At 60.6% G+C, this 26,513-nt stretch carries 31 protein-coding genes, 1 rRNA gene and 1 pseudogene; 16 read left to right on the top strand and 17 right to left on the bottom strand.

The features are described 5' to 3' along the window. Nucleotides 1-368: ribosomal RNA gene (locus ACP5H1_RS02925) — 23S ribosomal RNA — on the top strand; the annotation flags it as partial. Between the two features lie 163 nt (nt 369-531). Continuing rightward, on the top strand, nt 532-708 hold the full coding sequence (locus ACP5H1_RS02920) for a DUF1464 family protein (RefSeq protein ID WP_427971474.1): 177 nt from the start codon (nt 532-534) through the stop codon (nt 706-708). A gap of 145 nt (nt 709-853) precedes the next feature. Here the strand turns inward: ACP5H1_RS02920 and ACP5H1_RS02915 are convergent, their stop codons facing one another. Next, entirely contained in the window at nt 854-1,156 is a 303-nt protein-coding gene (locus ACP5H1_RS02915) for a PolB1-binding protein PBP2 family protein (protein ID WP_427971472.1), read from the bottom strand. Nucleotides 1,157-1,217: 61 nt separating this feature from the next. Here ACP5H1_RS02915 and ACP5H1_RS02910 point away from each other — a divergent pair, with 61 nt between their 5' ends. From ACP5H1_RS02910 to ACP5H1_RS02900, 3 genes are read left to right on the top strand one after another with little or no spacing between them, the layout of a single operon-like run. After that, the gene (locus tag ACP5H1_RS02910) at nt 1,218-2,210 is read left to right on the top strand and encodes a hypothetical protein (RefSeq protein WP_427971506.1); all 993 of its coding nucleotides are present in this window, start codon (nt 1,218-1,220) and stop codon (nt 2,208-2,210) included. Further along, nucleotides 2,210-3,415: an aconitase X gene (locus ACP5H1_RS02905; RefSeq protein WP_427971469.1), complete on the top strand. Its 1,206-nt coding sequence runs from the start codon at nt 2,210-2,212 to the stop codon at nt 3,413-3,415. Before ACP5H1_RS02910 ends, ACP5H1_RS02905 begins: the two co-directional genes overlap by 1 nt. Before the next feature lie 2 nt (nt 3,416-3,417). After that, on the top strand, nt 3,418-3,804 hold the full coding sequence (locus tag ACP5H1_RS02900; protein ID WP_427971466.1) for an aconitase X swivel domain-containing protein: 387 nt from the start codon (nt 3,418-3,420) through the stop codon (nt 3,802-3,804). Here the strand turns inward: ACP5H1_RS02900 and ACP5H1_RS02895 are convergent. Then, the gene (locus ACP5H1_RS02895; RefSeq protein WP_427971464.1) at nt 3,785-4,522 is read right to left on the bottom strand and encodes a nucleotidyltransferase family protein; all 738 of its coding nucleotides are present in this window, start codon (nt 4,520-4,522) and stop codon (nt 3,785-3,787) included. The two genes, ACP5H1_RS02900 and ACP5H1_RS02895, sit on opposite strands and share 20 nt — an antisense overlap. Nucleotides 4,523-4,673: 151 nt before the next feature. On the opposite strand from ACP5H1_RS02895, the gene ACP5H1_RS02890 reads away from it, so the two are divergent. Beyond that, on the top strand, nt 4,674-5,885 hold the full coding sequence (locus ACP5H1_RS02890; protein WP_427971461.1) for an MFS transporter: 1,212 nt from the start codon (nt 4,674-4,676) through the stop codon (nt 5,883-5,885). On the opposite strand, the gene ACP5H1_RS02885 is transcribed toward ACP5H1_RS02890, so the two are convergent. The 3 genes from ACP5H1_RS02885 to ACP5H1_RS02875 all read right to left on the bottom strand — a co-directional run bounded on the left by ACP5H1_RS02885 (nt 5,857) and on the right by ACP5H1_RS02875 (nt 7,525). Beyond that, complete coding sequence (locus ACP5H1_RS02885) at nt 5,857-6,297, bottom strand: universal stress protein (RefSeq protein ID WP_427971459.1); 441 nt, start codon at nt 6,295-6,297, stop codon at nt 5,857-5,859. The genes ACP5H1_RS02890 and ACP5H1_RS02885 overlap by 29 nt on opposite strands. Before the next feature lie 185 nt (nt 6,298-6,482). Next, nucleotides 6,483-7,070, bottom strand: a complete 588-nt coding sequence (locus ACP5H1_RS02880; protein WP_427971503.1) for a MarC family protein — start codon at nt 7,068-7,070, stop codon at nt 6,483-6,485. Then, nucleotides 7,070-7,525, bottom strand: a complete 456-nt coding sequence (locus tag ACP5H1_RS02875; RefSeq protein WP_427971500.1) for a DUF2286 domain-containing protein — start codon at nt 7,523-7,525, stop codon at nt 7,070-7,072. The genes ACP5H1_RS02880 and ACP5H1_RS02875 overlap by 1 nt, the downstream gene beginning before the upstream one ends. Before the next feature lie 80 nt (nt 7,526-7,605). On the opposite strand from ACP5H1_RS02875, the gene ACP5H1_RS02870 reads away from it, so the two are divergent. Next, nucleotides 7,606-8,448 (top strand): DMT family transporter, encoded by an 843-nt coding sequence (locus ACP5H1_RS02870; protein WP_427971456.1) that lies wholly within the window; start codon nt 7,606-7,608, stop codon nt 8,446-8,448. Between the two features lie 72 nt (nt 8,449-8,520). Here the strand turns inward: ACP5H1_RS02870 and ACP5H1_RS02865 are convergent, their stop codons facing one another. Continuing rightward, the gene (locus tag ACP5H1_RS02865; RefSeq protein WP_427971452.1) at nt 8,521-10,341 is read right to left on the bottom strand and encodes an APC family permease; all 1,821 of its coding nucleotides are present in this window, start codon (nt 10,339-10,341) and stop codon (nt 8,521-8,523) included. Nucleotides 10,342-10,660: 319 nt separating this feature from the next. Here ACP5H1_RS02865 and ACP5H1_RS02860 point away from each other — a divergent pair, with 319 nt between their 5' ends. After that, the gene (locus ACP5H1_RS02860; protein ID WP_427971449.1) at nt 10,661-11,860 is read left to right on the top strand and encodes an acyl-CoA dehydrogenase family protein; all 1,200 of its coding nucleotides are present in this window, start codon (nt 10,661-10,663) and stop codon (nt 11,858-11,860) included. Here ACP5H1_RS02860 and ACP5H1_RS02855 read toward each other — a convergent pair. After that, nucleotides 11,861-12,574: pseudogene (locus ACP5H1_RS02855) on the bottom strand (DUF2192 domain-containing protein); the annotation flags it as partial. Between the two features lie 122 nt (nt 12,575-12,696). On the opposite strand from ACP5H1_RS02855, the gene ACP5H1_RS02850 reads away from it, so the two are divergent. Genes ACP5H1_RS02850 through ribC form a run of 5 tightly spaced genes read left to right on the top strand, consistent with a single transcriptional unit; the run spans nt 12,697 to nt 15,323 of the window. Beyond that, nucleotides 12,697-12,882 carry a hypothetical protein gene (locus tag ACP5H1_RS02850; protein WP_427971447.1) on the top strand — a complete coding sequence of 62 codons (186 nt, stop codon included), beginning with the start codon at nt 12,697-12,699 and terminating at the stop codon, nt 12,880-12,882. Beyond that, nucleotides 12,869-13,492 carry a stage II sporulation protein M gene (locus ACP5H1_RS02845; RefSeq protein WP_427971498.1) on the top strand — a complete coding sequence of 208 codons (624 nt, stop codon included), beginning with the start codon at nt 12,869-12,871 and terminating at the stop codon, nt 13,490-13,492. Before ACP5H1_RS02850 ends, ACP5H1_RS02845 begins: the two co-directional genes overlap by 14 nt. Beyond that, nucleotides 13,489-14,211, top strand: a complete 723-nt coding sequence (locus ACP5H1_RS02840; protein ID WP_427971445.1) for a hypothetical protein — start codon at nt 13,489-13,491, stop codon at nt 14,209-14,211. Before ACP5H1_RS02845 ends, ACP5H1_RS02840 begins: the two co-directional genes overlap by 4 nt. Continuing rightward, nucleotides 14,198-14,884, top strand: coding sequence for a 3,4-dihydroxy-2-butanone-4-phosphate synthase (locus ACP5H1_RS02835; RefSeq protein ID WP_427971443.1), 687 nt, complete (start codon nt 14,198-14,200; stop codon nt 14,882-14,884). Before ACP5H1_RS02840 ends, ACP5H1_RS02835 begins: the two co-directional genes overlap by 14 nt. 22 nt (nt 14,885-14,906) lie before the next feature. After that, nucleotides 14,907-15,323, top strand: coding sequence for a riboflavin synthase (gene ribC, locus ACP5H1_RS02830; protein WP_427971495.1), 417 nt, complete (start codon nt 14,907-14,909; stop codon nt 15,321-15,323). Here the strand turns inward: ribC and ACP5H1_RS02825 are convergent. Then, nucleotides 15,318-15,935 (bottom strand): DUF2250 domain-containing protein, encoded by a 618-nt coding sequence (locus ACP5H1_RS02825; protein ID WP_427971440.1) that lies wholly within the window; start codon nt 15,933-15,935, stop codon nt 15,318-15,320. The genes ribC and ACP5H1_RS02825 overlap by 6 nt on opposite strands. A gap of 99 nt (nt 15,936-16,034) precedes the next feature. Here ACP5H1_RS02825 and ACP5H1_RS02820 point away from each other — a divergent pair, with 99 nt between their 5' ends. Beyond that, complete coding sequence (locus ACP5H1_RS02820) at nt 16,035-16,745, top strand: DUF72 domain-containing protein (protein ID WP_427971438.1); 711 nt, start codon at nt 16,035-16,037, stop codon at nt 16,743-16,745. On the opposite strand, the gene ACP5H1_RS02815 is transcribed toward ACP5H1_RS02820, so the two are convergent. From ACP5H1_RS02815 to ACP5H1_RS02780, 8 genes are all read right to left on the bottom strand, one after another. Then, nucleotides 16,725-17,747, bottom strand: a complete 1,023-nt coding sequence (locus ACP5H1_RS02815) for an asparagine synthase C-terminal domain-containing protein (protein WP_427971436.1) — start codon at nt 17,745-17,747, stop codon at nt 16,725-16,727. The genes ACP5H1_RS02820 and ACP5H1_RS02815 overlap by 21 nt on opposite strands. Before the next feature lie 19 nt (nt 17,748-17,766). Next, nucleotides 17,767-18,708, bottom strand: coding sequence for a cobalamin biosynthesis protein (locus ACP5H1_RS02810; protein ID WP_427971493.1), 942 nt, complete (start codon nt 18,706-18,708; stop codon nt 17,767-17,769). Continuing rightward, the gene (cobS, locus tag ACP5H1_RS02805; protein WP_427971433.1) at nt 18,708-19,430 is read right to left on the bottom strand and encodes an adenosylcobinamide-GDP ribazoletransferase; all 723 of its coding nucleotides are present in this window, start codon (nt 19,428-19,430) and stop codon (nt 18,708-18,710) included. The genes ACP5H1_RS02810 and cobS overlap by 1 nt, the downstream gene beginning before the upstream one ends. Continuing rightward, on the bottom strand, nt 19,421-20,497 hold the full coding sequence (locus ACP5H1_RS02800; RefSeq protein ID WP_427971430.1) for a pyridoxal phosphate-dependent aminotransferase: 1,077 nt from the start codon (nt 20,495-20,497) through the stop codon (nt 19,421-19,423). The genes cobS and ACP5H1_RS02800 overlap by 10 nt, the downstream gene beginning before the upstream one ends. After that, nucleotides 20,469-20,984 (bottom strand): NTP transferase domain-containing protein, encoded by a 516-nt coding sequence (locus ACP5H1_RS02795; RefSeq protein ID WP_427971427.1) that lies wholly within the window; start codon nt 20,982-20,984, stop codon nt 20,469-20,471. The genes ACP5H1_RS02800 and ACP5H1_RS02795 overlap by 29 nt, the downstream gene beginning before the upstream one ends. Beyond that, a complete protein-coding gene (gene cbiS, locus ACP5H1_RS02790; protein ID WP_427971425.1) occupies nt 20,977-22,059 on the bottom strand; it encodes a bifunctional adenosylcobinamide hydrolase/alpha-ribazole phosphatase CbiS in 1,083 nt (360 codons plus the stop codon). The genes ACP5H1_RS02795 and cbiS overlap by 8 nt, the downstream gene beginning before the upstream one ends. Next, nucleotides 22,046-23,062, bottom strand: coding sequence for a nicotinate mononucleotide-dependent phosphoribosyltransferase CobT (gene cobT, locus ACP5H1_RS02785; RefSeq protein ID WP_427971423.1), 1,017 nt, complete (start codon nt 23,060-23,062; stop codon nt 22,046-22,048). The genes cbiS and cobT overlap by 14 nt, the downstream gene beginning before the upstream one ends. Before the next feature lie 72 nt (nt 23,063-23,134). Next, entirely contained in the window at nt 23,135-23,440 is a 306-nt protein-coding gene (locus ACP5H1_RS02780; RefSeq protein ID WP_013266060.1) for a translation initiation factor, read from the bottom strand. 92 nt (nt 23,441-23,532) lie between these two features. Here ACP5H1_RS02780 and ACP5H1_RS02775 point away from each other — a divergent pair, with 92 nt between their 5' ends. Then, nucleotides 23,533-23,775, top strand: coding sequence for a DNA-directed RNA polymerase (locus ACP5H1_RS02775; protein ID WP_427971421.1), 243 nt, complete (start codon nt 23,533-23,535; stop codon nt 23,773-23,775). On the opposite strand, the gene speB is transcribed toward ACP5H1_RS02775, so the two are convergent. After that, entirely contained in the window at nt 23,768-24,682 is a 915-nt protein-coding gene (gene speB, locus ACP5H1_RS02770) for an agmatinase (protein ID WP_427971419.1), read from the bottom strand. The genes ACP5H1_RS02775 and speB overlap by 8 nt on opposite strands. 74 nt (nt 24,683-24,756) lie before the next feature. Between speB and glyS the strand changes: the two genes are divergently transcribed. Beyond that, nucleotides 24,757-26,511: a glycine--tRNA ligase gene (glyS, locus tag ACP5H1_RS02765; protein ID WP_427971417.1), complete on the top strand. Its 1,755-nt coding sequence runs from the start codon at nt 24,757-24,759 to the stop codon at nt 26,509-26,511. Nucleotides 26,512-26,513: the final 2 nt, after the last annotated feature.

The following is a 26,513-nucleotide window of genomic DNA, read 5'->3' as shown; positions in this document are numbered from 1 at the left end:
GCCCATTAAAGGGGAACGTGAGCTGGGTTCAGACCGTCGTGAGACAGGTTGGGCTCTACCCGCGGGGGGTGCCGGCCGCCTGAGGGGAAGGTGCCCTCAGTACGAGAGGAACGGGGCGCCGCGGCCTCTAGTTTACCGGCTGTCCTGGTGGGCAGGCCGGGCAGCCACGCCGTAAGGGGTTACCGCTGAAAGCATCTAAGCGGGAACCCCACCCCGAAAATAGGCGGCCACTCGCCCCGCCGGCTCTGCCGGCGGGGCGACGAGGGCTCCCGTAGAAGACGGGGTTGATGGGACGGGGGTGTAAGCCGCGAGGGCGCAAGCCCGAGCGGTTCAGCCCGCCGTTCCCAATCGCCCGAGGCCCAGGGGCTAGGGATAAGTTAGAACCTTGGTGGGGCCAGGCCTGGAGGGTTCAGCCGGCCCCATCGGGTGGGCGGCGCTCGTGGTTATGCTTCTCCTTTACCTCTCCCTTAATTTAGTCCTGACGCTGCACGTGCAAGGGCTTATCATGCTCGCCCCGACAGCTAAGCCCAGATGCAAGACTTTAGGGCCCTGGTCGTTGACCAGCTGGTCAAGTCTAAGGCAAACGCTGTCTTCTTGCAGTCGGCAGTGCTGCTCAGGGCGGCGCCAGCCTACAGGAAGTACAACAAGGTAGACGTGGGCACTGCTGACAAGCTCGGCCCTCGTGGCGGTTCACGGCGTGGGGTCTAAGGGGCTAGGCCAGAGGAGGTAGCCAGGAACGCCCAGGCGAGCTCGGCGTGCGGCACAGCGGCTTACTACATAGTTCACCCGACAGCCCAGGCCATGAAGGAGAGGGCCAGGAGGGCCTACCCGGAGGGCGCGTGTCAGGGCCCTGTCAGCCGGGCCCTGAGCCCAGGACTCTCTCTATAGCCCCAATTCCCCTCTCGGCTATGAGCCTCCTGAGGGGCGCGGGGAGGTTGTAGCACTCGTCCCCCCTCTCGGCAAGCCCCATGTTAACCAGCTCCTCCAGCACCGCCGCTGGGTCCCTGACCCCCCTCCTCCTGAGGTCTATGGCTGCCCTGAGGTCGCCCACGGACACGTTGTCAACCAGGTAGATGAAGGCCTCCCTCAGCTCCCCCTTGAGCGACCTGGCGACCTCAAGGAGCTGGGAGGCCCTTATTTCCCAGTCCTCGCTCATCCCTCTTCCTCTAAGCTTATTTTTGGTCGGACTTAACAGCGTTACGGGACGCCGCTTGAAGGTGGAGGTTAACAGGGACAGGGCGGGGGAGCTCGGCAGGCTGATAGCTAAGGCCGTCAGCAGGCTCAGGCCAGACACCTTCGAGGACCCAAGGTACTACCCGCCCAGGGGGACCCCAAGGAGGGACGTGATGGCCTACTTCCTGGTCATGGTTGCCATGGACCACAGGCTCAGCAGGGGCAGGAGGCAGTACGAGGCCGAGGTGGGCGGAGAGAGGTTCCACGGCGCCGACCTGCTCTACAGGCTCGGCTCAAGGCTCTTCGCCGAGGACCCTGGGTTCTTCACGGCGGAGAGGCTGGCCAGGGTCACAGAGGAGGACGTGCTGAGGTGGCTCACAGCCGACAGGGCCAGGCCGCCGGACGCCCACGTCAGGGCGGAGCTGCTCAGGGACCTTGGAATTAAGCTCAAGGCGCTCTTCGACGGAGACCCCTACAGGATCGTACTTGACTCAGGGGGCTACCTAAGGAGGGGGGTCGCCCAGGGCCTCATAGACCTGCTCAAGGTCTTCAAGGCCTACCAGGACCCGGTTGAAAAGAAGGCGTTCCTCCTGGCGAAGTTCATAGAGAGGAGGGAGGTGGTCATATTCCAGGACCCGCAGAACAAGGAGGTGCCGGTGGACAACCACCTGACCAGGATAGCCCTCAGGACGGGCATAGTTGACGTGGACCCAAACACGCTGGAGCTCATAGCTGCCGGCCACCCCTTCAGGCCCCAGGAGGACGTCATGCTAAGGCTCGCCGTCAGGGAGGCCTACAGGCTGGTGGCCCAGGCCGCCGGCGTGGACCCGTTCATAATGGACGACTTCCTCTGGTCCTTCGGCAGGTCCTGCTGCACCTTCGAGGGGCCCTCCTGCGCCTCCGGTTGCTCGGCAAAGTGCAGCTCCCTCGGCGGCTGCGATAGTGGCGAGTGCATATTGGCCCCGGCGTGCAGGGCGAGGGCGGAGAGGCTCTACCTGGTGCCGGAGCACAGCTTCATGGACACGTGGTGGTACTGATGTACCTGACTGCCGAGGAGGAGAGGATACTGAGGGGCGAGGAGGGGGAGGCCAAGGCCAAAGCGCTGGAGGTGATAGTTAAGGTCGGCGAGGCCCTGGGGGCCGAGAGGCTCCAGCCCATAGTCCACGCCCACGTCTCGGGGGTCTCCTACAACAACATAGGCGAGCCCGGCAGGAAGTTCATAGAGGACCTGGCCAACATGGGCGCCAGGTTCTCGGTGCCCACCACCGTTAACCCCATAGGCTTTGACCTCGAGGCCCCCGGGGCCTTCGACCTCATATCAGCTGACAGGGAGGTACTTGAGGGGCAGAGGGCCATAGTGAGCGCCCTTCACAGGATGGGCGCGTCGCTGACGCTCACCTGCACCCCATACTACATACCATCCGTCAGGGGGCTGAGGCCGGGCCAGAGCGTGGCCTGGGGCGAGTCGAACGCGGTGGTCTATGCAAACAGCGTGCTCGGCCTGAGGACCAACAGGGAGGGAGGGCCGGTGGCCCTGATGGCGGCCATAGCCGGCAGGACCTACTACTACGGGATGCACGTGCCCGAGCGCAGGAGGCCGAGGGCTGCCTACAGGCTTGAGGCCCCCGAGGGCTACAGGCTTGACTACGCCAGGGCGGCAGTGCTCGGCAGGGTGCTCGTCAGGCTCCACCGCCTCGAGGGGCCGCCGCTGCTGGACGCCAGAGTTGACAGGGAGACGTTCAAGGAGCTCGGGGCGGCCGTGGGCGCAGAGGGCGACATAGCCATGGTCTTCGTCCCCGGCCTGACGCCCGAGGAGCCCCCAGGCAGGCTTGAGGAGGTGGTGTCAATAGACTACAGGGACGTGGAGGCCGAGCTCGAGTCAATGAGACTTGACGACGTGGACCTGGTTTACGTGGGGTGCCCCCACGCCTCGGCGGAGGAGGTCGAGGCCCTGGCCAGGGAGCTCTCGAGGCTTAAGCCCAGGGGAAACAGGCCCCAGCTGCTCATAACGACGTCAAGGGATGAGGAGAGGCGCATAAGCCCCGAGGCCATGGAGGTGCTCAGGGAGTACGGGGCCGTGGTGCTCAGGGACACCTGCCTTATAGTGTCGAAGCTGCGGAGGGAGGGCCTCAGGGTGGCGACCTACAGCTACAAGGCCATGTTCTACCTCTCGAGGCACGGCCTCAGGGTTGGCCTTGAGCCCATGGAGGATCTGGCCAGGAGGCTGGGCTCGGAGGCGTGACCATGGAGCTCAGGGGAAGGCAGCTGGTGCCCGGCAGGGCGATTGGCAGGGCCGTGGTGATGGACGCGCTCAGCTTCTACGGTGACGTGGACCCCTACACCGGCAGGACCGCTGACGGCAGGAGCGTGGCCTCGAGGGTCATAGTGGCTAGGAGGCCCAGGGGGAGCACAGTGGGCAGCTACGTAATCTACGCCCTTAAGGCCAACGGGGTGGCCCCGGCCGCCATAGTGATGTCTAGGGTCGACCCCATAATAGTGGCTGGGTGCGTGCTGGCCGGCATACCCCTGGTCGACTCCATACCTGAGGACCAGCTCTCCGAGGTGAGGGATGGGGACCTGGTGGAGCTTGACGGGAGCGGGGTCGTGAGGGTCAGGAGGACAGCTCCGTGACCTCCTTGAGGAGGTCCTCGTCTATCTTCTTGTACCTCTCGAGGCTTCCAACGTCAACCCACGGGCCGTCGTATATGTAGGCCTTGACCTTCCTGCCCGAGCTTATCATGGCCGGTATCAGGTCTCCCATTATGTCAAAGGAGGTGCCCAGCTGCCCCTCGTACTCCTCAAGCAGGCTGGGCCTTATTGTGAGGACGCCTATGGTGACCTTCATGTTGACCCACGGCTTCTCCTTGAGGCTAACCACGTCATTCTTGTCGTTGACCTCGGCCACTCCCACCGGGACCTGGTAGCTGTTGGCAACCACTAAAAGCGCGTCGGCGTCCTGCCTGACGTGCTCTTTGACCAGGCTGCTGGCGTTTATGGGAGCCAGTATGTCACCGTACCACACAACTATGGGGTCGCTGTCGAGCAGGTGGTGCTTGTAGGCCTTGAGCAGCGAGCCCCCGGTGTTCTTGTACTTGTCGTCGTCTATGCTGTAGTCTATCTTTATGCCAAACCTGTCGCCGTAGCCGAAGTAGTTCCTCACGTACTTCCACTTGTAGTTGACGAGGAAGACGACGTGGCTCACGCCGCCCTTTATAAGGACGTTAACTATGTGGTCTGCCACGGGCTTCTCCTCGGGGCCCAGCGGTATCATCGGCTTCGGTATGAGGTCCGTGTACGGCCTGAACCTCGTGCCCTCCCCTCCTGCCAGGATGGCTGCCGTGAGGGACAAGCGGTTCCCCCACGTTTCTGTGGTTAACTCATTCTTTTAATTTCTTAGGCGGCCCTGGCCCTGGGCTTCAAGTCTTGAATGTCCCAGAACTTCGCTAATTATTAGATAAATATTTATCTGTAGCTTGCCTCGGGCCCGTGAGGGGACCTGCATGAATATCAGGACCAGGTCGCTGCTGTTCACGTCCCTAGCCCACTTCCTAAATGACAGCTTTCTGATCACCGTGTCGATACTGATAACCTACTATATAGACATGCGCGTGTCGCCGGCCTTCCTGGGCGGCATGGCTGCCCTGGTCAACGTGCTCTCGGGCCTTGCCAGCCCCCTGATAAGCAACAGGGCCGACAGGGCGGGGAGCCACGTCACGCTCATGACGGTAGGCTTCGTGCTCATAGGGGCCTCCATGGCATCCTTCGCTGGGACCTTCGTGTACGGGGGAGCTACAAGGCTCGCGCTGATAGGCCTCGGGTCCGTGCTGCTGGGCCTCGGGCTCTCCTTCTACCACCCGCTGGGGGGCTCAATACTTCAGTACTCGTACGAGGGCCAGGCGGGGAGGGCCCTGGGCATAAACGGCTCCGCCGGCAGCGTGGGCAGGGCGATATTCCCCATGGTGATGACCATAGCTATAGCCTACCTTGGGGGCAGCGAGGCCCTGGCTATAATAGCAGCATACGTCTTCATACTGGCGGCCATTATAAGCCTGGGCCTTCACGGCCTCAGGATGCCAGCGACCAGGGAGAGCGCGGCCAGGTCGTTTTCAAGGCTCTCCCAGTACAGCTACCTCCTTGTGCCCCTTACGGCCATAGCGTTCATCAGGGCCATATTCATGACTGGGGTGATGACGTACGTGCCGACCTACGTTGAGCACCTCGTGAGGTCAAGGATACTCATGGGCGTAATAGTAACCACGTCATACGCGACGGCCATAGTAGGCCAGCCGCTGTTCGGGTGGATGGTCAGCAGGTACGGGGGCAGGAGCGTCATCATACTGACGACCCTGGCCTCCACGGCCCTCTACATAGCGTTCCTGTTCATGCGCAGCCCGGTAACGATAACCACGCTGCTCGGCCTCTACAGCTTCTTCGCCATGAGCGGCTTCCCGGTGCTGCTGGGCTACGTCTCAGAGGTGGTGGACAGGAGCGTGAGGGCCCAGGCGAACTCGATAGTCTGGGGCATAGGCAACACGGTGGGAGGCTCCGTGGGCGCCCTGCTGGGAGGCTTCATACTTCAGGGCGATGGGCTCCTCGGAATGACGCCGCTTGAGGCGACCATGTGGGCCTTCGCGGCCTTCGCGGTCATATCATCAATAATGCTGGTGATGCTGCCGAGGGGGCCTAAGGCACAACAAGCACGTCAGCCTTAGTGGACTTGCCCGCGACCTTGTGGGTCACACTGCCGAGGACCAGCCTCTCAAGCCTCGAGAGCCTCCTCCTGCCGAGGACTATCAGGTCGCAGCCGTTGACCTCAGCATAGCTAACTATGGTGTCGCCCGGGTCGCCCGTGAGCACCTCAAACCTCACCTTGTAGCCCTCAGCTGAGAGCTTGGCGGCAAGGTCCGAGAGCCTCTTCCTGGAGGACTCTATTATGAGCGAGAGGTTGACAGCGTCTGGCACCACGATCTCCCCGAATGCCATGGAGCTTGGAGGTATGACCGTCAGGAGGCAGAGCTCGCTGTTGAAGCTCTTAGCAAGCTCGAGCGCCCTGCTGAGCGCCTTCTCGCCGCCCTCGCTGCCGTCGTAGCCAACGAGTATCTTCTTATACACCTGGCCCACCACGTGCTTGTTATTGAAGTTTAGATTTTATAAACGTTAGGAGGCAAAGTGTCAGAGCGGCCCGATGAAGAGCGCTGCAAGCGTGACTACCGATGATCAAGGCCTGTGTTGCAGAGGGCCTTGGGCTTAAAGCCGATGAGGAGGTCGATAGGTCTGAGCTGGTGAGGACGCTGTCCCCGGCTGAGGCGCTAAATTGAGGCCCTTATGAGGCTCACGGCAAAGCCTGCCAGTATGAGGCTCATGAACTTGTCTATTAGCAGGGCGCCGTGCTTTCCGAGGAGCCTCATGAGCCTCTCGCCGAAGTAAAGTATGACGTAGGCAAGGGCCGCGTTTATCAGCACGCTGGCTATGGCCACCGGGTAGCCGTAGACGTACCTGAAGTAGAGCGCCGTGGATATGCTTCCCGGCCCTGCCAGGAGGGGGGTGGCCAGGGGCACTATGGCCTGCTTCTCTATGGACTCTGGGCTGCTCGGGGCGCCTATCTCTATGTCGAAGAGGCTTGATATGGCGTACACGAGCAGTATTATGCCGGCGGCTATCCTGAAGTCGCTCAGAGTCACCCCCAGGAGCTCAAGCACGTAGTCGCCAATTATTATGAACGCCAGCAGCATGAAAATGGCCGAGTATATCAGCGTCCTGAGGAAGCCTCCCCTCCTCTCAAGGGGAAGCTTCTCGACGGTGCTCACGTAGAAGGGCACCACAGAGAACGGGTCGAGGACTATGAAGAGAGTTACGACTGCCTCGCCCAGGCCGAAGAGCTCCCTGCCGAGGCTCATCAACCTTCCTTCTCCTCTTCCCCTTCGCCCTCCTCTATGCCCTCAGGCCCCTCCTTCTCTGTAGTTATGTCTTGGGCCTCCGCCTCAAGCTCAGTTCTGACGTCCTCATTTATGTAGGGGGCCAGGAGGTAGATCTTGTACTCAACGTACTTGTCCTCGCTCACCATGTGGTTCTCAAAGCTTATGGTGTACACCGGGAAGCGGGCCACCGCCTTGTCCTTGGTCCTCCCAAGGCCTCCGAGCTCGCCCAGGTCCCTGAAGAGGTCCACTATCTCAGGCTTAAGTGGTAGGGGGAGCTCCAGCTCCCTATCGTCCTTAAGCACTATGAAGTCGCTGGTGGCCGGGTCCCACTCATTCATGGCCTCGAGGGCCTTCCTCTTCACGACCTCCTTTAGGTCGCCGTCAACTATCTCGCTCTGGACCACCTTGCCCCTCTCGGCCCTTATTGAAAGCACCTTCAATCCTTTCAGCCCACAGGTCTGGCTGCAGCTCTGCTTAAAAGCAAAGCTGGGGTGCCTAAGCCGAGGATATCCGCTTGGGCCCGAGGGCCTCAAGGAAGCTGGGCTACGCCTCGCTGGCGGTGACGGTGGCCGTCTGGGGCACTGCCTACCCAATAATAGACGTGGCCGAGAGGTACGTCTCCCCGGTTGCCCTGGCGGCCCTCAGGACCCTGGTAGGGGGCGCCGTGCTGGCGGCCATATCAAGAAGGCTAATCATCAACAGGAGGACCCTGGTCGCAGGTTTCATAAACATAGGGGCATTCCTGATCCTCCTTAACCTCTCGATAGTTCTCTCCCCAAACCCCTCGTTGGCAGCGGTCATGATCTACGCCCAACCGCTCTTCACGGCGATAGCGACCCCCTACGTTCTGCACAGGAAGATCAGCGGCCTTCAGTACGCGGGGGTCCTCATAGGCATGGCCGGGATAGGGGTCCTGACCGCGGTTGACTCGCGGGGCCTAAACATGGGCTTACTTCTGGGCCTGCTGGGTGCCATCCTTTGGTCGGCGGGCACCATGTACTTTGAGAAGTACGTCGCAAGCGACGCCACGGATCTTGTAGGGGCCACCGCCTTCATGTCGCTGGCCTCAACCCCCCTTGTGCTGGCCTTCTGGCCCCTGGGAATGTACATTAAGTTGACCCTGGAGTCCATAGTGATGATCGTTTACATAACCCTGGTTATTCAGGCCGTGGGCTGGCTCACCTGGTTTTACGGGGTCAGAAGCCTGGGAGGCGTCAGGGCTGGCGCGTTCTCAATGGTGACGCCGGTGATAGCCATAGCCTCAACGGCCCTCCTCCTCGGAAAGGTCCTCGCGCCCACAGAGGTGGCGGCCTCGGCAGCAGTGATATTAGGCGCTACGCTGGTTCAGCTGGCCTAGCGATAAAGGAGGGGAGGGAGAGAAAAGGAGGAGGGCAGGGCTTCGTTAACTTGTTGGCACAAGGTCGTGGGCTCACTCGATGGGTAGCCCCTTCTCCTTAATCTGCCTGAGGTCCTTGGTTTCGTAGGCAGTGTAGACCCCTATGAAGTAGACGGCCAGCGAGACCAGGGCCGCCAGGAGGTAGTCCCACGGGTAGGGCACTATGGGCTCTGGCAGGGGTCCCAGCGACCCTATAAATGATATTATACCCATCACTATGTTGAAAATCACTAGCCAAACGGCGCCCTTTACGTCCGGGTGCCCCTTGCTGGCAGCCCACAGCGTCGCCAAGGAGCCCACCTGAATGAGCGAGATCGCAGTCCAGTAGATCGCAAAGCCCTCAAGCCCCATGTTATTAAGCTTCAAGTAATAGGCCGCTATTGCGGCTGCTGAAGAGGCCCAGACGATGCCAGCGAAGGACCACGCGAAGCTCCTTGAGAGCTTTAGCTCGCCCCTGTAGGGGCCCAGCACCAGCAGCGGAAGGCCCACCACCACGAGCTCTATTATGACGTTAACCAGGCTCCAGCCCGACCAGTAGACGAACATGGCGGCCACTATGAAGGACGCCGGGTACACTGTGTACCAGAGCGGCGGCCTGTAGGACCTCTTCAGGTCAGGGGCGAGCCTCCTCAGGGCGTGGTTGGTGACGCCGACCGTGAGGTAGTTATAAACAGTCGCCAGGGCCGAGATCGACATTATTTCATACCACGTGGGGAACGGAAGCAGGAAGACTACGGCTATTATGGTCGAAACAATTAGGGCTATCCAGGGAGTCCTGAAGCCCTCGTGTATGTCTGCGAAGAACTTAGGTATGTAGCCAACCCTTGACATGCCGTAGAGGTTCCTGCCGCTGGTGCCCACGTAGGCCGCCAGGGTGCCAGCTGGCGACACCACCGCGTCTATCAGCAGGAGCACAGCAAAGCCCGCCAGTATTGGAACTCCAGTGGCCACCAGCTCAGAGTAGAAGGGGTGCGGCCCCCAGCTGCTCTGGCTTAAGGCCGTCCAGTTCCCGAAGGGCACGCCGGCCGCGGACCAGTTTATGCCGCCCAGGAAGGCCAGCTGCAGCAGCACGTAAATTACTATGGTGACCACGAGGGCCAGCAGCGTCCCGAGCGGCACGTCCCTCTGCGGGTTCCTGGCCTCGCCGGCATATTCAAGGCCCTGCGTGAAGCCCTCGTAGGCGTAGACTATGCCGGTGGTTATCATGCCGCTGAACACCGCTGCAGTGCCGAAGGGGAAGAACCCCTTAGGCGCGCCGACAACGTTAGACGGGTGGAAGTAAAGGGCCAGGAGGAGCAGGAAGGTCAGCGTTGGTATTATGAGCTTCCACGCCGTAATTACCCTGTTAAACCAGCCAAAGACGTGGACGCCGACAAGCTGAAGGGCGAAGAACACGAGTATGAGGGCCGCGGCCAGCGCCACCCCCGCCGGCGTTAGTAGCCCCAGCTTAGAGTTCCAGGCCCACGGCATGTAATAGCTTCCATACTCCACCACGGCCACGGCCTCTGAAGATACCGTGGTAACCCACGGCATGTAATAGCTTCCATACTCCACCACGGCCACGGCCTCTGAAGATACCGTGGTAACAGCGCCGACAAAGTAGGCCCACGCCAGCATGTAATTACTGATGGTGCCGTGGGTGTAGTGGTTGTACCTGGCCAGCGAGCCGCTGAAGGGGAAGAGGCCCCCGAGCTCGGCGAACCCAAACACCATGATCGCAAAGAAGAGCCCGGCCAAAATCCATGAGAGCAGCGACGCAGGGCCCATGACGCCAGAGGCGCCCAGGGCGCTGAAGAGCCATGACGAGCCTATCATGCCCGTGATGCCTAACATGAAGATGTCCAGGAGGGTCAAGGACTTCCTGAGGGTAGGCTGGGCTACATCCCTGCCCTCAGGGCCTCCGCCGGCGCTACCTCCTCCACCTGACGCAAGCTATCACCACTTTTATAGCCAGCCCTCTGAGGCGTGAGAATAAAAAGGTTTCCTAGACGGGGTACAGGTTCTAAACAGTATCATGGCAGTAATGTAGTGGGATTTAAGATATAGACCCCCTGCCTGCCGAGGTCTAGGACTGCAGTAGGGCGGCTTAATAAGCTGCCCAGCTGAAGCCGCCAGAGGCCTGCACGGCATTCTGCATATTATTTTCCTTGGACCCCTTAGAATGGGACCCAGTATGGTGTTTCCATTCAAGAGCGTTGAGGACTTTAAGATAAGCCTGACCGAGGAGCACGAGCTCTTCAGGAAGTCCGTGAGGGAGTTCGTGGAGAAGGAAGTAATGCCAAGGTGGAGGGAGATAGAGGAGAGCAACAGGATACCGCCAGAGATATTCAAGGCAATGGCGGAGCAGGGCCTGACAGGCGTTGGCATACCTGAGGAGTACGGCGGGCAGGGCGGCGGCCAGCTGATGACAGCGATAGCCATGGAGGAGATAGCGAGGGCCGTGCCAAGCCTGGCGGTAGCTATTGGGGTTAACCACCTCTTTGCCGTTCCAGTGCTGGAGTTCGGAACAGAGGACCTGAAGAAGAAGTACGTGACCCCCATTGCAAGGGGTGAGAGGAGGGGGGCCCACGCCAACACCGAGCCCAGCGGGGGCAGCGACGTGGCGGGCATACAGTCAAGGGCTGTTAAGGAGAACGACCACTACGTAATAAACGGCAGGAAGGTCTTCATAAGCGCCGCCGGCGAGGCAGACTACCTCCTAGTGTCAGCCAGGACGAGCCCGCCGCAGGAGGGCAAGAGGTGGTGGGGCATAACCACCTTTGTGGTAGAGAGGGACTGGCCCGGGGTCAAGATAGGGCAGCAGTTCAGGGTGATAGGCATGAGGGGCGAGCAGCCCTACGAGGTGGTCCTGGATAACGTCAAGGTACCGGCAGAGAACGTAGTTGGCAAGGAGAACGAGGGCTTCAAGGTGGTCGTCACCACCTACGACCACACAAGGATAGGCATAGCTGCCCAGGCCGTCGGCATAGCCCAGGCGGCGTTTGAGAAGGCGGTCAACTACGCCCTCCAGAGGGAGCTGTTCGGGCAGAGGATAGTCAACTTTGAGATGATAGTTGAGAAGCTGGCAGACATGTACATAAGGCTCGAGGCCTCAAGGCTCCTGACCTACTGGGCGGCCAGCCTGGCCGACCAGGGAAGGCCTGAGTACACGATAGCGGCGAGCCTGGCCAAGACGTTTGCCTCGGAGTCCGCCGAGTGGATAGCCAGGCAGGCCGTGCAGATACACGGAGGCTACGGCGTTGACTTTGAGACTGGCCTCGAGAGGTACCTGCGCGACGCCATAATAACTACCATCTATGAGGGCACAAACGAGGTCCAGAGGCTGACCATAGTGAAGGAGATGCTGAGGCAGGCCTTCGGGCTGAGGATATGACTAGGGCCTTCCCGCCCCCTCCTTAATGCTCCCGAAGATCTGCCTCAGCACCTTCCCAGGAACCTTGAAGACCTCGGAGGCTATCTTCACGATGTACCTGTCGCTGGGCACAGCCTCCCTGCCCCTGCCCAGCTGTATTGCGACCGCCTCCTTGAAGGCCTCCTTCGTGAGCCTGTCCCTCACGGAGCCCTGCTCTATTGCCATGGCTACCTTGAAGGCCGAGTAGAACTTGAGGAACCTGTTAACGTCATCAGTTCTCTCGGGGAACGCAGCCGATATGGCGTCGCTCAGCTGCTTCATGTAGGAGTCATCAGCGAAGCCAAAGTAGACCTTGGTCAGGCCTATCCTGAGAATCCTTGCAACGGTGTTGCCGTCTACAGCGCCAAGCAACATGAGCACCTTGTCTTTCGCGTTCACCCCCTCAGCGACAAGCATGGAAGCGGCCTGCTCCAGCTTAACCTCAAGGTTGAAGAGGGAGTCGAACTGTTCGGGGTACTGCTCGTCAAGCCCCATGCCATATTTGCCCATTACGTAGAGGCTGGTCAGCTCCTTGTCATAGAGGTCGGCCGGGTCGGCCGAGCCCTTGATGGGCGTAATCTTGAGGCTCTCGTACTCCCTCCGGAGCAGCTCTATGGCGCCCTGCCTGTCGACCTGCTGGCCTGAGTCCCACATGCTTATTATGTTGTTCCACGCGTTCATCAAGGCCTCTGACCTAACCTTGTTGGTTCTGCCTTTCGTGGCCCATCACCGCCAGCGTTATCCCATAACCCTGTGTTTGCTGAAAGCTATATTCATTTAACTTTTCACCGCCAGTCGCTCACTAGGCCGGGTCGGCTTTGGGCAAAGCGCCTGAGTTTAAAGTGAACTTCGTTAGGTGCAGCAGCCCTGAGGAGTGCCTGAGGGCCTGCGGGGGCAACCGCCTTATTGAGACGACCCCAGAGGTGCTTCTGAAGATAGCTGACAGGATAGCCAGGGACTGCGCTGTCCTGGTCGCGTGGGGTGAGGGTGATGGGCCTGCTTGACGACGCGTTAGATGAGCTTGCCGGCGACAGCACCTACAGGAGGGCCTGGTACCTGTTCATTATAGCCTTTGGGGCGGTGGCCATCTTGGTGGCCACGTTTTACAAGGAGATAATAAGCAGCTACGTAGGCCAGTACCTGCTGAACCAGACGCAGAGCATAAGGAGCATAGTGAGCTTTGTAAATACGTCGTCGCCCTACTTTTACGCCGCCCTGCCGGGCATAATATTTGCTAAGAACTCCTTAACGGATATAATGGACTTCGTCCTCATGATAACCATAGTTTTTCCGATATTTGTGGTAGTGCTCAACGGGGGCCTTGTCGGTTTCATCAGCGTCTACACGCTGCCGATTCACGGCAGCTCGCTCGCAATATTCTACTTCCTGGCGCCGCACGGCGTTATAGAGATACCGGCGTTCTCGCTGGTGGCATCATCCATGGTCCTCATCTTTAAGCGGGGCCTGAGCAGGGCCTACTCCGTGGCGTTCTCGATGTTGGTGCTCTCGGTGCTGCTGCTGGTGGTTGCAGCACTGATGGAGTCAAGCGTAACAATATTGACAGGCTCCTTCGTGCAGGCCCTCACCAACGCCACCCTCGGTGCTATGCCTTGAGCTGGTGCCATACACTTTTGGCGCTGCTCCTGTTGGTCATGCTGATAGGTAACAGCTCCGTGGCTCTTCAGAACTCCACGATAACACTTGCATCGCCCCAGCTGGCAGCTCTAAGGGTTGACGGCGTTGAGGTCACATATGTTAGCCTTCCGGCCGGCAGCTCTAAGATAACAACTTATTACCAGGCCAGCGGCCTAGTTCTCATAACCATCTCCAACACGTCCCTCAGGCTCGTCAACGTGAGCCCCACATACGTTCAATCGCTTGGGGGTTGGACCGCTGACGTGACGCTGTGCGTGAACGGCAGCAACGCCTCCCTGGCGGGGATCTGGCAGGGCAGCTCCTATGTAAATGTCAGCGGGGTCCCTGGCCTTGAAAGCATTATAAATGAGTCCAGGGCGAGCTGCGGCCACATAGTCGAGTTTGAGGGTAACCTGCCAGAGTTTCAACTCATAACATACTTCACTAACTCGACGTGGCTCTCAGTCCTGCTGAGGGGCGACGGCTGGTACGCCGATATAGTACTGGGGGGCTTAATGAACAGCCCTTCTGCCCATCATACGCAGCCTCAGGGCCTGCCGCCGCCCATATACGTAAGTTCAGGCAGCGGGGGCGGGGAGGCCCCAGGCAAGGGCCTGCTGGAGGGGCCCTACGTTCTGTTAATAATCTCCCTGCTGGCCCTAACTACCTCGTTGGTGGTCGAGCGTGGGCATAGATGATGCCATAAAGGCCTTCAAGGACGGCAGGCCCGTGTTAATATATGACTCGGACTCCAGGGAGTCTGAGGTGGACCTTGTATACCACGCGTCCTCGGTGACGCCGGATGCCATATACACCCTAAGGACCATGGCTGGGGGCCTCATATGCTTCGCCACCAGGTGGTCAATAGCCAGCTACCTCGGGGTGCCCTGGGGTGACGACCTTATAGCATCGGTTCCGGCACTGAGGCCCCTGACCGAGAGGAAGCTGTTCTACGGCGACAGGCCGGCCTTCACCATATGGGTGAACCACATGTCGGTGAGGACGGGCATAAGCGACGTGGACAGGTCGAGGACTGTGAGGGAGCTCTACGAGGTCGTTAAGATGTTCGTCTCGGGCGACAGGGAGGGGGCGAGGAGGAAGTTCCTGGGGGAGTTCCAGGCCCCCGGGCATGTTCCGCTCCTCGCGTCGAGGGGGCTCAGGAACAGGAGGGGGCACACGGAGCTCAGCATAGCGTTGGCAACGCTGGCAGGCCTTGAGCCCGCCACCACCTTCGCTGAGATGCTTGACCGCGGCCCCTCCCTGAGCCTTGAAAAGGCCAGGGCTATCGCTGAGAGGGAGGGCCTGGCTCTGGTGAGCGGCAGGGAGGTGATGGAGGCCTGTGAAGGGGTCGAACTGTGTTGGAGTGATTGACACAACGTTCTCAAGGGTCGACATGGGCTCCGTGGCCGAGGAGGTGCTGAGGGAGGAGCTCCCTGACTACAGGATAGTAAGGTACACAGTGCCAGGCATAAAGGACCTCCCAGGGGCGGCCCGCAGGCTCATAGACATGGGGTGCGACGGCATCATAACGCTTGGCTGGGTCGGCGCCTCCCAGGTGGACAAGTACAGCTACATAGCCATGAGCGTCGGCCTCGTTATGCTCTCGGTGCTCACGGGGAAGGTCATAGTCGACGTGACTGTCCACGAGGACGAGTCCCAGGACCCAAGGGAGCTCAAGGAGATAGCTATAAACAGGGCGAGGGCCCACGCGGAGAACCTGGTGAAGCTCCTGACGGGAGGCCTTGACGCGCTCAGGCCGTGGGCCGGCCAGGGGGTTAGGCAGGGAAGGCCGAGCGTGGGCCCCCTATGAGGCCCTCCTGAGGCCGCTGTACCTTATGAGCATCTTCGTCAGCTCGCTCACCCTGTAATAGACGTGGTGGGTCCTGGTCTCAGGCTTTGGCTTCGCCTTCCTGTGGGAGGCCTTTATGACCTTCTCCTTTACCTTGACAACGAGGCCCAGGGCCTCAAGCCTGTCCAGCAGGTCCACGGTGTTGCAGGGGGTGTCGCCGACAACCTTGGCCAGCGTGCCCGCGTGCTCGTTCTCAACCTCAAAGAGGAAGAGGAGAAGCTTGAGCACGTTCCTGTGACCCGTCAGGTGCTCGAAGTACTTGCAGAGCTCCTGGGGGTCGTGCATTAGGCCCCTCACGAGGCCCTCCCCCTCCCTGCTCAGCTCATAGTAGACGTGGTGCTTGTGAACCTCGTCGGAGAGCTTGAACCTCGCCTCGCTGCGCTTTATTGATGAGCCCCCCATCCTCCTCTGTATTAGGCCGGCCGTCTCAAGCCTGTCAAGCTCATCAACGACCTTATCTATTGGGACCTCTATTACCTTAGAGATGGACCCTGCGTAGTCCACGTTGGCCTTCTTCAGGTGAAACAGTATGTAGAGCGAGAGGGGGCTCAGCGACATCAACTTGCTGCCCACTTCACCGCCCTTGTCGGCGTCCCCCTGCGCGGCCTCGCACCTCCACGCGGTTAGGTAGCAGGCCCAAGGGCCTTTAAGCTAGCTGACGGGGATAGCCTTGTGGAGGCCCAGGGCTTGGAGGTCTACGTTGGGACCTCTGGCTGGCTCTACGACTGGAACGAGGACGGCAGCCTTGACTGGTACGTGGACAAAAGCGGCCTTAACGCCGTGGAGCTCAACGCCTCGTTCTACAGGTTCCCATTCCCGTCGCAGGTGAAGGGCTGGGCCAGGAGGGGCTCGGGCCTCAGGTGGTCCATCAAGGTGAGCAGGCTAATAACTCACGTGCACAGGCTTAACGAGAGGGCCCAGGAGATCTGGCTTAAGTTCAGGCAGCTCTTCTCCCCAATGGATAACATAATAGACTTCTACCTCTTTCAGCTGCCCCCTAACTTCTCCTTTAATGAGCAGAACCTGGGGAGGCTGAGGGACTTCCTGGCCAGGGCAGGGCTCGGCCCGAGGGCTGCCCTCGAGTTCAGGCACAGCTCATGGTTCACCGATGAGGCCATCGAGGAGGCAGAGAAGCTGGGGGCCACGTTCGTGTCGCTGGACTCCCCGCTCGGGGTGATAATAAGGAGCTTCAATGACATTGTCTACCTTAGGATGCACGGAAGGAGCGCCTGGTACGCTCACAACTACAGCGAGGGGGAGCTCATGGAGGACGTTGGCATCATAAGGTCCCTCAGGCCAAGGAAGGTCTACGTCTTCTTTAACAACGACCACTGGATGTTGGACAACGCCAGGTTCATGCTCTCAGCCCTTAGGGCCCTTTGAGAGGAGCCTGGAGGCCCCCGATATATTTGATGCGTCGTCAGAGTAGACGGAGAGGCCCCCGGCCTCGTCAATGTAGGCGCCGCAGAACCTGCAGAAGCCGTCCCTGAGCTCAGACCCACATATAGGGCAGGGGTTCCTCGTCGCCCTGCTGGGCATCGGGAGCCCGAGGGACAGCCTCCTGCCCAACAGGTAGGCGTGAGGCCTTGAGGGCACCAGCACGCCAGTAAGCGAAGTGAGCCTCCTGACGTCATCATCCCCCACCAGGGACGACATAAGGCCCAGCAGCTGCTCCGAGCCGCTGCCCCTGGTTATGGGGTCCTTCCTCCTCCAGGCCACCAGGCTGAGGCCCTTGAGCTCCAGGACCCTCCTCATGAGGTACTTTCCGTAGGTGGTTCCGTTAACATCCCTGACGTCGCACCCCTCGTTAAAGGCCTCCCGCGAGATCGCCTTGGCCTCGTCGCTGTAGAGGGGCAGGAGCACGCTGACGCCGAGCTGGGCTGATATGGGGACCGAGTTGAAGAAGGCGCTGTTAGCCACCCTGCTGAGCCAGCCGTCAAGGTAGTTCCTGTCCCTGCCGAACAGGAAGTCATAGCCAATGAACAGTTCATCCCCTCCGTCGCCTGTCGCCACGCACCTGCAGCCGAGCTCCTTGGCCTTCCTGAGCCCGAGGCACACGGCGCTCCCCGAGACGGCCTCTATGGGGTCTATAGTAACCATCGACCTCAGGACGACGTCGACGCACTCAAGGGCCTCCTCGGGGGTCGGCCTCACCTTAACTAGGTCAAGCCCCAGCACCTTGGAGATGTACTCGGCGTATGGCTCGTCGGCGGACCCCTGAAAGAGGACTGTGATCAGCTTAGGCCTCAGGCCCGCCTCAACGGCTGCGAGGGTGACAAAGCTGGTGTCTATGCCGCCGCTGAACAGCACGCAGTCGCAGGAGCTCCTCCTGAGCAGGTCCCCCACGCTGCTGAGGAGCCTGAGGCCCAGGGCCTCGCAGCTCAAGCTGGCTTCACTTCCGCGCTCAGGCGCGCAGCAGGGCTAAAATAATAGCCTCAAGGCTCACCATGAGCGTCGCCGCCGCTGTGGCGACCCTGACCGACCTCCTTATGTCCTGGGATCCCGGGAGCCTGCCAAACTCAGGGCAGAGGGTGTAGGAGCCCCTCTTCTCCAGGGTAACTCCAAGGCTTCCAGCCATGGCTGACATTGGCGCGCCGGCGTTCAGGCTCTCGGTCAGCCCTGAGCACGAGGCCCATGCGGCCGCCGCCCTCCTGGCGAACCTCGCTGAGGCTATGACTATCAGCGCGGCCGTGAGCCTCGCAGGTATGTAGTTAACTATGGTATCAGCCCAGGCGCTCGTCCACCCCACCTTCAGGTGCTCGGGGTCCTTGAACCCCAGCGCCCCGTCCAGCGTGTTGACGAGCCTCTGGGCCAGGGCCCCCAGGGGTCCAAGGACTGCGTACCAGAGGAGGGGAGAGACGAAGCCGTCGTTGAGGCTCTCAGCCAGGGACTCTATGGCAGCTGACGCCACGTGGCCCGCGTCCTCCACGCTCAGGTCCCTCCTCACTAGGCCCTGGGCGAGGGCCCTGGCCCTGCTCAGGTCCCCCTCCTCAAGCGCCCTGCCAGCGCCGCTGACCTCGTCTATGAGAAGCCTCAGGGAGGCTGAAGTCTTAGTTATGTAGCCCGCCACTATAACCCACGCGATGGGGCTGAGCCTGTATGCCAGGTAGAGCGCCGCAGCGTAAGCTGCCAGGTGAGACGACATGACCGCAGCCCATATCATAGCTCCGCGGGCGCGCGAGGAGAACGGCCTGTAGAGCCTGAGCGCCATGAAGTATGAGGTGTGGACGGGGTGCACCATCAGCATGAAGCCGCTGTGGTAGGGGTAAACTATGTCAAGGACGAGCGCGAGGGTCAGGGCTGAGAGGAGCTCCAAGGGGCCTGGGTAAAGGAAGCTGGGTAGCATCAAGCCAGGGCACCCAGGACCAGGGCCACCACTCCGCCGACCTCTATGGAAGCGCCCATCACGTCCCCGTTGACGAAACCAAGCCTTGAGTTTGCGTCGGCTGCGAGCAGGAATCCGGCCAGCAGCGCCGCCGCACTTATGAGGCTGAACGGCCTTACGATAGCTATCGCCGTCATTATTACTATGTAGGTCAGCGTGTTCAGCAGCAGCTGCCTGTCGTCCCTAGCGGCCCTCTCAAAGCGGGAGGCCATGCCCTCGTAAGGCTCCTGAGCGCCCGTCCTGGCGGCCACGAAGGAAGCTTCCAGGGACGACACGTACGCGGCCACTATGACTGCCGGGCACCTGTAGAGGTAGTAGAACGCCGAGAGCCTGGCTGCCAGGGCTACCACAACTGCCATGATGGCAAATGAGCCCTTCCTGGGGTCCTTGAGGACCCTAACTGCCTCCTCGCCCCTGAGGCCTGAGCCCAGGACGTCGCCGTAGTCAGCCAGCCCGTCCAGGTGAAGCCCGCCAGTCACGGCAACGTGAGCTATTACCATCAGCGACGCCGCGAGCATAGGCGCTGGCCTAACCACTGAAACTGCGAGGCCTACAAGTGACACTATGAGGCCCTCCACCAGGCCCACTATCGGCACCATGTAGAAGCTCGAGGCGGCCGTCCCCAGGTCCCCAGACCCCACAGGAAGCCTGGTGAACAGGGCCAGGAGGTCCCTCAGGCCCAACCCATGACCACCTCAATGGCCTTTAAGATGGCGTCGTTCTCTGAAGGGGACCTTATCGATATCCTTGAGTAGTGGCTGTCAAGGGAGTAGAATGTGGAGGCGTCCCTGACGTAAAAGCCGTGAGCTAGCAGGGACCTCTGGAACTGGGGGTTTGGCAGTGCATGTCTTACCAACACGTATGGGGCCGAGGAGTCAAAGGCCCTGAGCCCCATGGACCTCAGGGCCGATGTGACCCTGGGCAGCTCCTGCCTGACTAACTCCTTCCCCCGTTCCACGTGAAGGGTCGTTGACTTAAGTGCAAGTACCTTGGAGAGCGAGCAGGCCGTTATAGAGTCTATGGGCCAGGCCTGCAGGGAGCCAGCTACAGCCTCGAGGGCCCTCCTGTTCGCCGTCACCATGGCCCCCAGCCTGAGGCCCGGCGACGCGAGGCTCTTAGTAAAGGACCTGAGCACTATGATGTCGTCGCGATCGCCTAGGCTGCGGCAGCTGGGGCAGAGGTCCATGAAGGCCTCGTCAACGACCATCCAGGCGCGCCTGGGCAGGGACGAGGCTATGCGATCTATGGCCTTCTCATCAGCCGCGAGGCCCGTAGGGTTGTTAGGCCTTGAGAGCACCAGCACGGCAGGCCCCCTTGCGGCCCTGGCGGCCCTGATGATGCTGTCCTCATCTAGGTAGAAGGCGCTGTCCGAGGGCCTCATCACGACCCTGACCAGCTCCAGGGACGTAGCCTTTGCAAGGAGCTCGTGGTCGCCGAAGTTGGGCTCCACCACTATAAGGCTCCTGGCCCTGAGCGAGAGCGGTATTAGGGACAGCAGCTCGGCCGAGCCGTTGGAGAGCACCACGTGGTCCTCATCAACGTCCAGGAACTCAGAGACGGCTCCTAGGAGGTTCAAGTAGTCACTTGGGGAGGGGTACCTGAGGTAGGAGCCCAGGGCGGCGCACTCGCTGACGGCCTCCCTCAGCCCAGGCGGAGGCCCCAGGGGGTTCGCCGGGGCGCTGAAGTCCAGGGCCCCCGGGGGAGCGGTCCCCCCGTGGGCTCTATTCACACCTGCTGCGGGCCTCCTCAAGGGACTCACCGTCGTTAACATTTATCACGTCCATGTCAATATCGACGTTAGCCCACTCGTCGTAGCTGTAGCCCTTGAAGACAGAGATGCCGACGTACTCGCCGCGCGCCCTCACAGTCACCACGGGCTCCGAGACCTCAAGGCTCACGCGGTAGGCCTCCTCCAGGTCCCTGGACCTCAGGCCATAAAGGTCCGCTGGAAGCACCAGCAGGGGCCTTGGCCTCACGACGTTAAGCAGCCTTCCAAGGTCGTAGCCGTAGCCGCTGCCGTCCAGCATAAGTTCAGCGAAGCTAGGCGGGAGCGCGAGCCCCCTCAGGTAGCTCGAGGACGCCGGCGACGTCACTATTAGCGCGAGCCTCGACACGGGCGAGACGGCATCAATAACGTATCTTATGAGGGGCCTCCCGCAGACGTTAACCGTGGGCTTCCAGGGGCCTCCAAGCCTTGACCCAAGGCCTCCGGCCATTATGGCCGCCACCTCAATCATGGCCCTCGCCCAGGAGCCTGTCGTAGACCCTTGAGAGGGCGGAGGCCGCCAGGGACGCTGCTATGTCGTCCTCAAACATCGGCAGCGATGCCAGCTTAAGGCCGAGCCTGTCCTTCATGGTGTCAGCCCAGTATGTGGCTGTCAGCGCCTTGAAGCCGTTTATGTAGAGGCTGAGCGCTGTGGCCAGCAGCTCGTCGGCTATAACCTTCTTGGTGTCGGCCGCGAACTCGTCGGAACCAAGGCCGGGCAGCAGGCCCTCCTGCCCCCTGATGTCGTTCTCCCTGGCGGCCACTATGAAGGCCCAGACGTTCGGGTCCTGAAGTATATGGCTGAGCTCCCGTGCAACCATCTCTTTAACCTTGCCCTCCGCCACGCCAGGCACGGGGGCCGACCTGTAGAGCTTCATGGCGTCATCGACCAGCTCCTCGAGGCTGAGGCCCAGTGCCCATGAGAGCACCTGCTCGCGGGAGGGCTTCTCTGACACGATTGCCCTGTAGACAAGGGATGCCACCTTGGAGCCTACCGTGGTCGCCTGCCCAGCCCACAGGGCGCCCGAGGGATCTAAGGTGGCGGCCACGGCTATGGCGTCGCTCACGGTGCCCGTGGCCCTCCCGCCGTCGCACCTGAGCATCAGGTCCGCCGAGGCAGCAGCCTTGGTCTCCGCCACGACCCTGAGAAGGTCTACCATGGCTGACGCCGTCAGCCTGTCGGGCACCCAGGCCACTATGTTTATAGTCGATGGCATAAGGGGGGCGTAAGTCGACCTCATGCTGTGGCATGAGGGGTGAGAGAGGCCCACTGTGGCAACGACCCCGTAGTCACCCTCAACGGCGCTCCTGTACCTGCTGACGTCGGCCGCGGTGAGCATCACTGGGTCGCTCGCGCTGAGGCCCAGGGCCCTCCTGACCCCCTCCTTGAACTTCTCGGGCCTTGAAATGTCGTCGGAGTCCGTGACTTGGTAAATTGCAACCTTCGAGGCCCTCACCAGGCCTTCGGGGTGGGCCGTGGTAAGTACGTGCCTAGGGGCGCCGAAGTTCACTATAAGGTACCTGTCGCCCAGCTCAAGCGCTGCCAAGGTTCCTTAACCTCTTGTACTCGGAGTATATGGCCGACTTAACGCTGCCCGCGTCAAATCCCATCTTGGAGGCCAAAACCATGGTGCCCCCGGCTCCGACGCCCTCCTTAACGAAGCCCCTCTCAAACATCCTCAGCCCCTCAAACGGCGAGTCTGCAAAGTCAACCTCGGATCCCTCCAGGTCCCTGACGTCGAAGGCCTCGGCTATGGCCCTTATGTTTGACGTCTCGTCGTTAAGGATCCACTTGGTTGTCCACAGCGAGACCTTACTGGTATCTGCACCAACTCCCCTGAGGATTGCAAGGACTGCCCCCATCTGGGTGCCCCCGGCCAGCACAGCCGTGGCCCCCTCCTCCATAGCCCCGAGGGCCACGCCAGCCATGGTCACGTGGACCGGGTCGCCTACAGCGTCAACTATGCTGAATATGTCTGACCCCTCGCTGACCCTGCTGAGCGCCTTAGAGACCACTTGGCGCTTCAGGTCCTTGGGGTTGTTCGGGGAGGCGCTGCTCACGTAACCCACGCCGTCCAGGCCGGCCGCGTTCATTATTGCTGCAGCCACCGTGGTCCCGCCAGGTATGGTCTCACCTATGAGGACGAGGTCGTGGCCCCTTGATATGAGTCTCCCTAAGGTCCTCGCCTCCTCAAAGAGGGACCTGGCGGTGCCCCTCGGCATCGCTGGCCTCTCGGCTATATTTTCCCCATATCTAGCGCTGGGAAGCCTCACGTGCGGCGCCTTTATTCCATAGTAGGTGCCGGCGTCAACGGCAAGGTAAGGGACCTTGGTGAGCTCAAGCGCTGCCCTGGTTATGAGCGCTGGCGTCAGCAGGCCGTCAGGAGTCATGGGGATCACGTTCATGGTCCTGGGAAGCCCAAGCGTCAGGTACTCGAGGTCAAGCGTGGGGGTGTAGAGGGTTCCCTCTGGGGAGGGGCCGGCTATGCTGAGGCCTGGGATTGTGGACGTCAGTGTTGAGCCGCCCACGTAGACAGCTATTGGCCTCAACGCTGTCCCTGGCTGGCTAGGGTAGCCAGCCATTTAAAAAGAGCCTTAGGGTAAGTGCAAAACGAGAGGTACTTACTCTATTATCATTATGTTCTCTTCAGGGAAGCCCATCCTGACGAGGATCTCTTTGACCCTTCTCCTGTGGTCGCCCTGTATCTCTATTCTTCCATCCTTATAGGTGCCGCCGGCCGCCAGCTCGCTCTTCAGCTTTGAAGCTATCTCCTTGAGGTTGAACTGCTTGCTGTCTATGCCCTCGATTACTGTGACCTGCTTGTTGAACTTCCTTACCTCAAGCCTTATCTTAATAATCTGCTGCTCTGCGTTAAGCTGCTCACAGATCTCAGGAGGCAGTCCCCCACACTCTATGTTCTCAGACATGGGTTTTTGCAGCCACCCCTCCCTCTCTTGCTGATAAGCTGTAGCTAAGGATATATACGTTTGCTGGACCGTTACCTTTAGGGTAGTCTAAGGTGTCAGAGGAGCCTGCGGGCGAGGGCGAGGCCCAGGGGACGGGCGAGTCTGGGGAGGTCGAGCTTTACGGCATTAAGCCGAGGGAGGTCTACTACATGTGCCTCAGGTGCGGCCACAAGGCCAGCAAGAGCGAGCTGAGCCAATACTACAGCATGGTGTGCCCAAAGTGCGGCTACAGGACGTTCATTAAGGTGAGGGCGCCTTCAACCATAGTTGCCCCGAGGAGGGTCTACGCTATTTAGAGGCCTTAGCCCGCGACACGTAGTGCTTAAGCATGGCCTCTATCAGTACCTTGGCGGCGAGCGCCGCCGTTCCACCTCCTGGGTCGTAGTGAGGCGAGACCTCCACCACATCCACGCCGATCAGCCTCTCGTCAACTATACGGGATACCAGGTAAAGCCCTTCGTACGGCGCGAGCCCCAGGGGCTCTGGGTTGCCGACGCCTGGGGCGTAGGCAGGGTCGAAGGCGTCCATGTCTACGGTCAGGTACGTGCTCTCGCAGTCCTTGAGGGCCGACAGCACGTTGGAGGCCACGTTGATGGGGCCCAGAGTGATGAGGTCCGAGGGCCCAAAGATGGTTATTATGTTATCCTTGGACCTGGCGAACTCGAGCTCCTCCCTTGAGAACGCCCTGGCGCCTATGTAAATTAGCCTGGGTATGTTGACCTGTTCCAGGGCCCTCCTCATGAAGGTCGCATGCCCCACCTTGAGGCCAAGGTACTCGTTCCTGAGGTCCAGGTGCGCGTCAAACATGACGACACATGGCTTCCTGTCCGCCAGGGCCTTGAGGGCGCCGAGCGTAACTGTGTGCTCGCCGCCCATCATAACTGGGAGGCCCGCCGAGGCCAGCTCCCTCACCACGGCCTCGACCCTGGCGAGGGTCTCGCCGGTGTCCCCAATAGAGACAGCTACGTCGCCCTCATCTAGGGGGGACAGGTCCTCGAGGTAGACGTCCTTTATGAAGGCGCTGTTGCTCTCGAGCCCGGCGGCCGCGAGCCTCACAGCGTCAGGGCCAAACCTGGTGCCGGGCCTAAAGCTGGTGGTCGAGTCGTAGGGGACCCCTATTATCCTGTACTTAGACTTCGGGTTACCCTCTATGCCGGCGAACTGCCTGTTAGCCGTAGTTATGTAAAGCCTCCCCAGCCCCATGCCAGTCCCCTTGGCCATGTCGCTTCAATAGATTAAAACCTCATGCACAGAGGGAACGCGGGAAGTGAACTGGATTGACCGAGGAAGACATCTATGACAAGGTAGTCGACCTCGCCAAGAGAAGGGGGTTCTTCTGGCCCAGCTACGAGATCTACGGCGGACTCGCGGGGTTCTACGACATAGGTCCATACGGACTGACGGTGAAGCGCAAGATAACAGAGGCCTGGAGGAGGCTCTTCGTGTTCAACCACCAGGACTACGTCGTAGAGATAGAGACCCCCGCGGTGGGGCCCTCCATAGTCTACGAGGCGAGCGGCCACGTGGAGAGCTTCACCGACCCTGTAGTCAGGTGTACAAAGTGCGGCAGGATATACAGGGCTGACCACCTGGTCGAGGACGCCCTTAAGGTCAGCGCTGAGGGGCTCAGCCCGGAGGAGCTGACCAGGAAGATAAGGGAGAACAACATAAGGTGCCCCGTCTGCGGGGGCGAGCTCTCGGACGTGAGCACGTTCAACCTCCTCTTCAAGACCCAGATAGGCCCCTACGAGGGGAGCGTGGGCTACATAAGGCCAGAGCTGGCCCAGGGCATGTTCGTCAGCTTCAGGAGGGTCCTTGAGACCATGAGGAACAGGATGCCGCTCGGCATAGCCCAGGTGGGCAGGGTCGGCAGGAACGAGATAAGCCCAAGGCAGGGCATGATAAGGCTGAGGGACTTCACAATAATGGAGATGGAGTTCTTCTTCGACCCCCAGAGCGACCACTGTCCAAACCTGGATAAGGTTATGGACCGCAGGCTCAGGGTCAGGCAGTACAAGGTCCGCCTTGAGGGCGGGGAGCCGCAGGAGTTCACTGTGAGGGAGCTCATAGAGAAGAAGGTCGTGGCGCACCCATGCATGGCTTACTGGATGACCGTGGGCCTCGACCTCGTTAAGTACATAGGCGTGCCCGAGGATGAGACCTTCTTCGAGGAGAAGGGGCCCAAGGAGAAGGCCCACTACGCCACGCAGGTCTTCGACCAGCTCGTCAAAACCTCAAGGTGGGGCTGGGTAGAGGTGGCGGGCTACGCCTACAGGGGCGACTACGACCTCAGCAGGCACATGAAGTACAGCGGCCAGGACCTGAGGGTTTTCGAGCCATACAAGGAGCCCCGCGTCGAGAAGGTGAGGAAAGTGCTCGTGGACCTAGCTTATGCAGGCCGCACCTACAGGTCAAGGGCAACGGAGGCGGTCAAGCTGGCCGAGTCGCTGCCCGCGGATGAGGCCGAGAGGCAGCTCAGGGAGACGGGCAAGCTCAGGGCGGGGGACTTCGAGTTCCCCGCCTCAGCAGTTAAGATAGTGGAGGTTGAGCAGAAGGTCAGCGGCAGGAGCTATATACCTCACGTGGTCGAGCCCTCCTTTGGCACCGACAGGCTGCTCTACGTGGCCCTCGAGAGGGCCTACAGGGAGAAGGAGGGCAGGGTGGTGCTCTCCCTGCCGAGGTACCTGGCGCCCGTGGACGCCGCGGTGTTCCCGCTAATAGAGGGCGAGGAGAAGCTCGAGGCCAGGGCCATGCAGCTCAGGGACCTGCTGGTCTCCGCGGGCTTCACTGTGCTCTACGACGACTCGGGCAGCATTGGCAAGAGGTACGCGAGGGCAGATGAGATAGGCGTGCCGGCGGCCTTCACGGTTGACTACCAGACCCTCGAGGACGGTACTGTGACCCTGAGGGACAGGGATACGTGGCGCCAGGTCAGGCTTAGGCTCGAGGACGCGCCCGAGGCCTTGAAGAAATTTATTTATAACTTGGTGGACATAGCTCAGCTCGGGAAGCCTGTAGAGCCTGAAGGGTAGAG

Origin of the sequence: Acidilobus sp. (assembly GCF_049973875.1) — an archaeon.
Classification (GTDB): Archaea; Thermoproteota; Thermoprotei_A; order Sulfolobales; family Acidilobaceae; genus Acidilobus.
The sequence above is the reverse complement of the archived record's forward strand: the minus strand, read 5'-3'. Positions and strand labels throughout refer to the sequence as shown.

Bases quoted from the DNA above. Each gene is read 5' to 3' on its own strand.
- ACP5H1_RS02795 (WP_427971427.1), bottom strand. From the start codon at position 20,984: ATGATTGAGGTGGCGGCCATAATGGCCGGAGGCCTTGGGTCAAGGCTT.
- speB (WP_427971419.1), bottom strand. From the start codon at position 24,682: ATGGGGCTGGGGAGGCTTTACATAACTACGGCTAACAGGCAGTTCGCC.
- ACP5H1_RS02890 (WP_427971461.1), top strand. From the start codon at position 4,674: ATGAATATCAGGACCAGGTCGCTGCTGTTCACGTCCCTAGCCCACTTC.
- ACP5H1_RS02920 (WP_427971474.1), top strand. From the start codon at position 532: ATGCAAGACTTTAGGGCCCTGGTCGTTGACCAGCTGGTCAAGTCTAAG.
- ACP5H1_RS02780 (WP_013266060.1), bottom strand. From the start codon at position 23,440: ATGTCTGAGAACATAGAGTGTGGGGGACTGCCTCCTGAGATCTGTGAG.
- ACP5H1_RS02905 (WP_427971469.1), top strand. From the start codon at position 2,210: ATGTACCTGACTGCCGAGGAGGAGAGGATACTGAGGGGCGAGGAGGGG.
- ribC (WP_427971495.1), top strand. From the start codon at position 14,907: ATGGGCTCCGTGGCCGAGGAGGTGCTGAGGGAGGAGCTCCCTGACTAC.
- ACP5H1_RS02900 (WP_427971466.1), top strand. From the start codon at position 3,418: ATGGAGCTCAGGGGAAGGCAGCTGGTGCCCGGCAGGGCGATTGGCAGG.
- ACP5H1_RS02915 (WP_427971472.1), bottom strand. From the start codon at position 1,156: ATGAGCGAGGACTGGGAAATAAGGGCCTCCCAGCTCCTTGAGGTCGCC.
- ACP5H1_RS02810 (WP_427971493.1), bottom strand. From the start codon at position 18,708: ATGCTACCCAGCTTCCTTTACCCAGGCCCCTTGGAGCTCCTCTCAGCC.
- ACP5H1_RS02860 (WP_427971449.1), top strand. From the start codon at position 10,661: ATGGTGTTTCCATTCAAGAGCGTTGAGGACTTTAAGATAAGCCTGACC.
- ACP5H1_RS02880 (WP_427971503.1), bottom strand. From the start codon at position 7,070: ATGAGCCTCGGCAGGGAGCTCTTCGGCCTGGGCGAGGCAGTCGTAACT.
- ACP5H1_RS02845 (WP_427971498.1), top strand. From the start codon at position 12,869: ATGGGCCTGCTTGACGACGCGTTAGATGAGCTTGCCGGCGACAGCACC.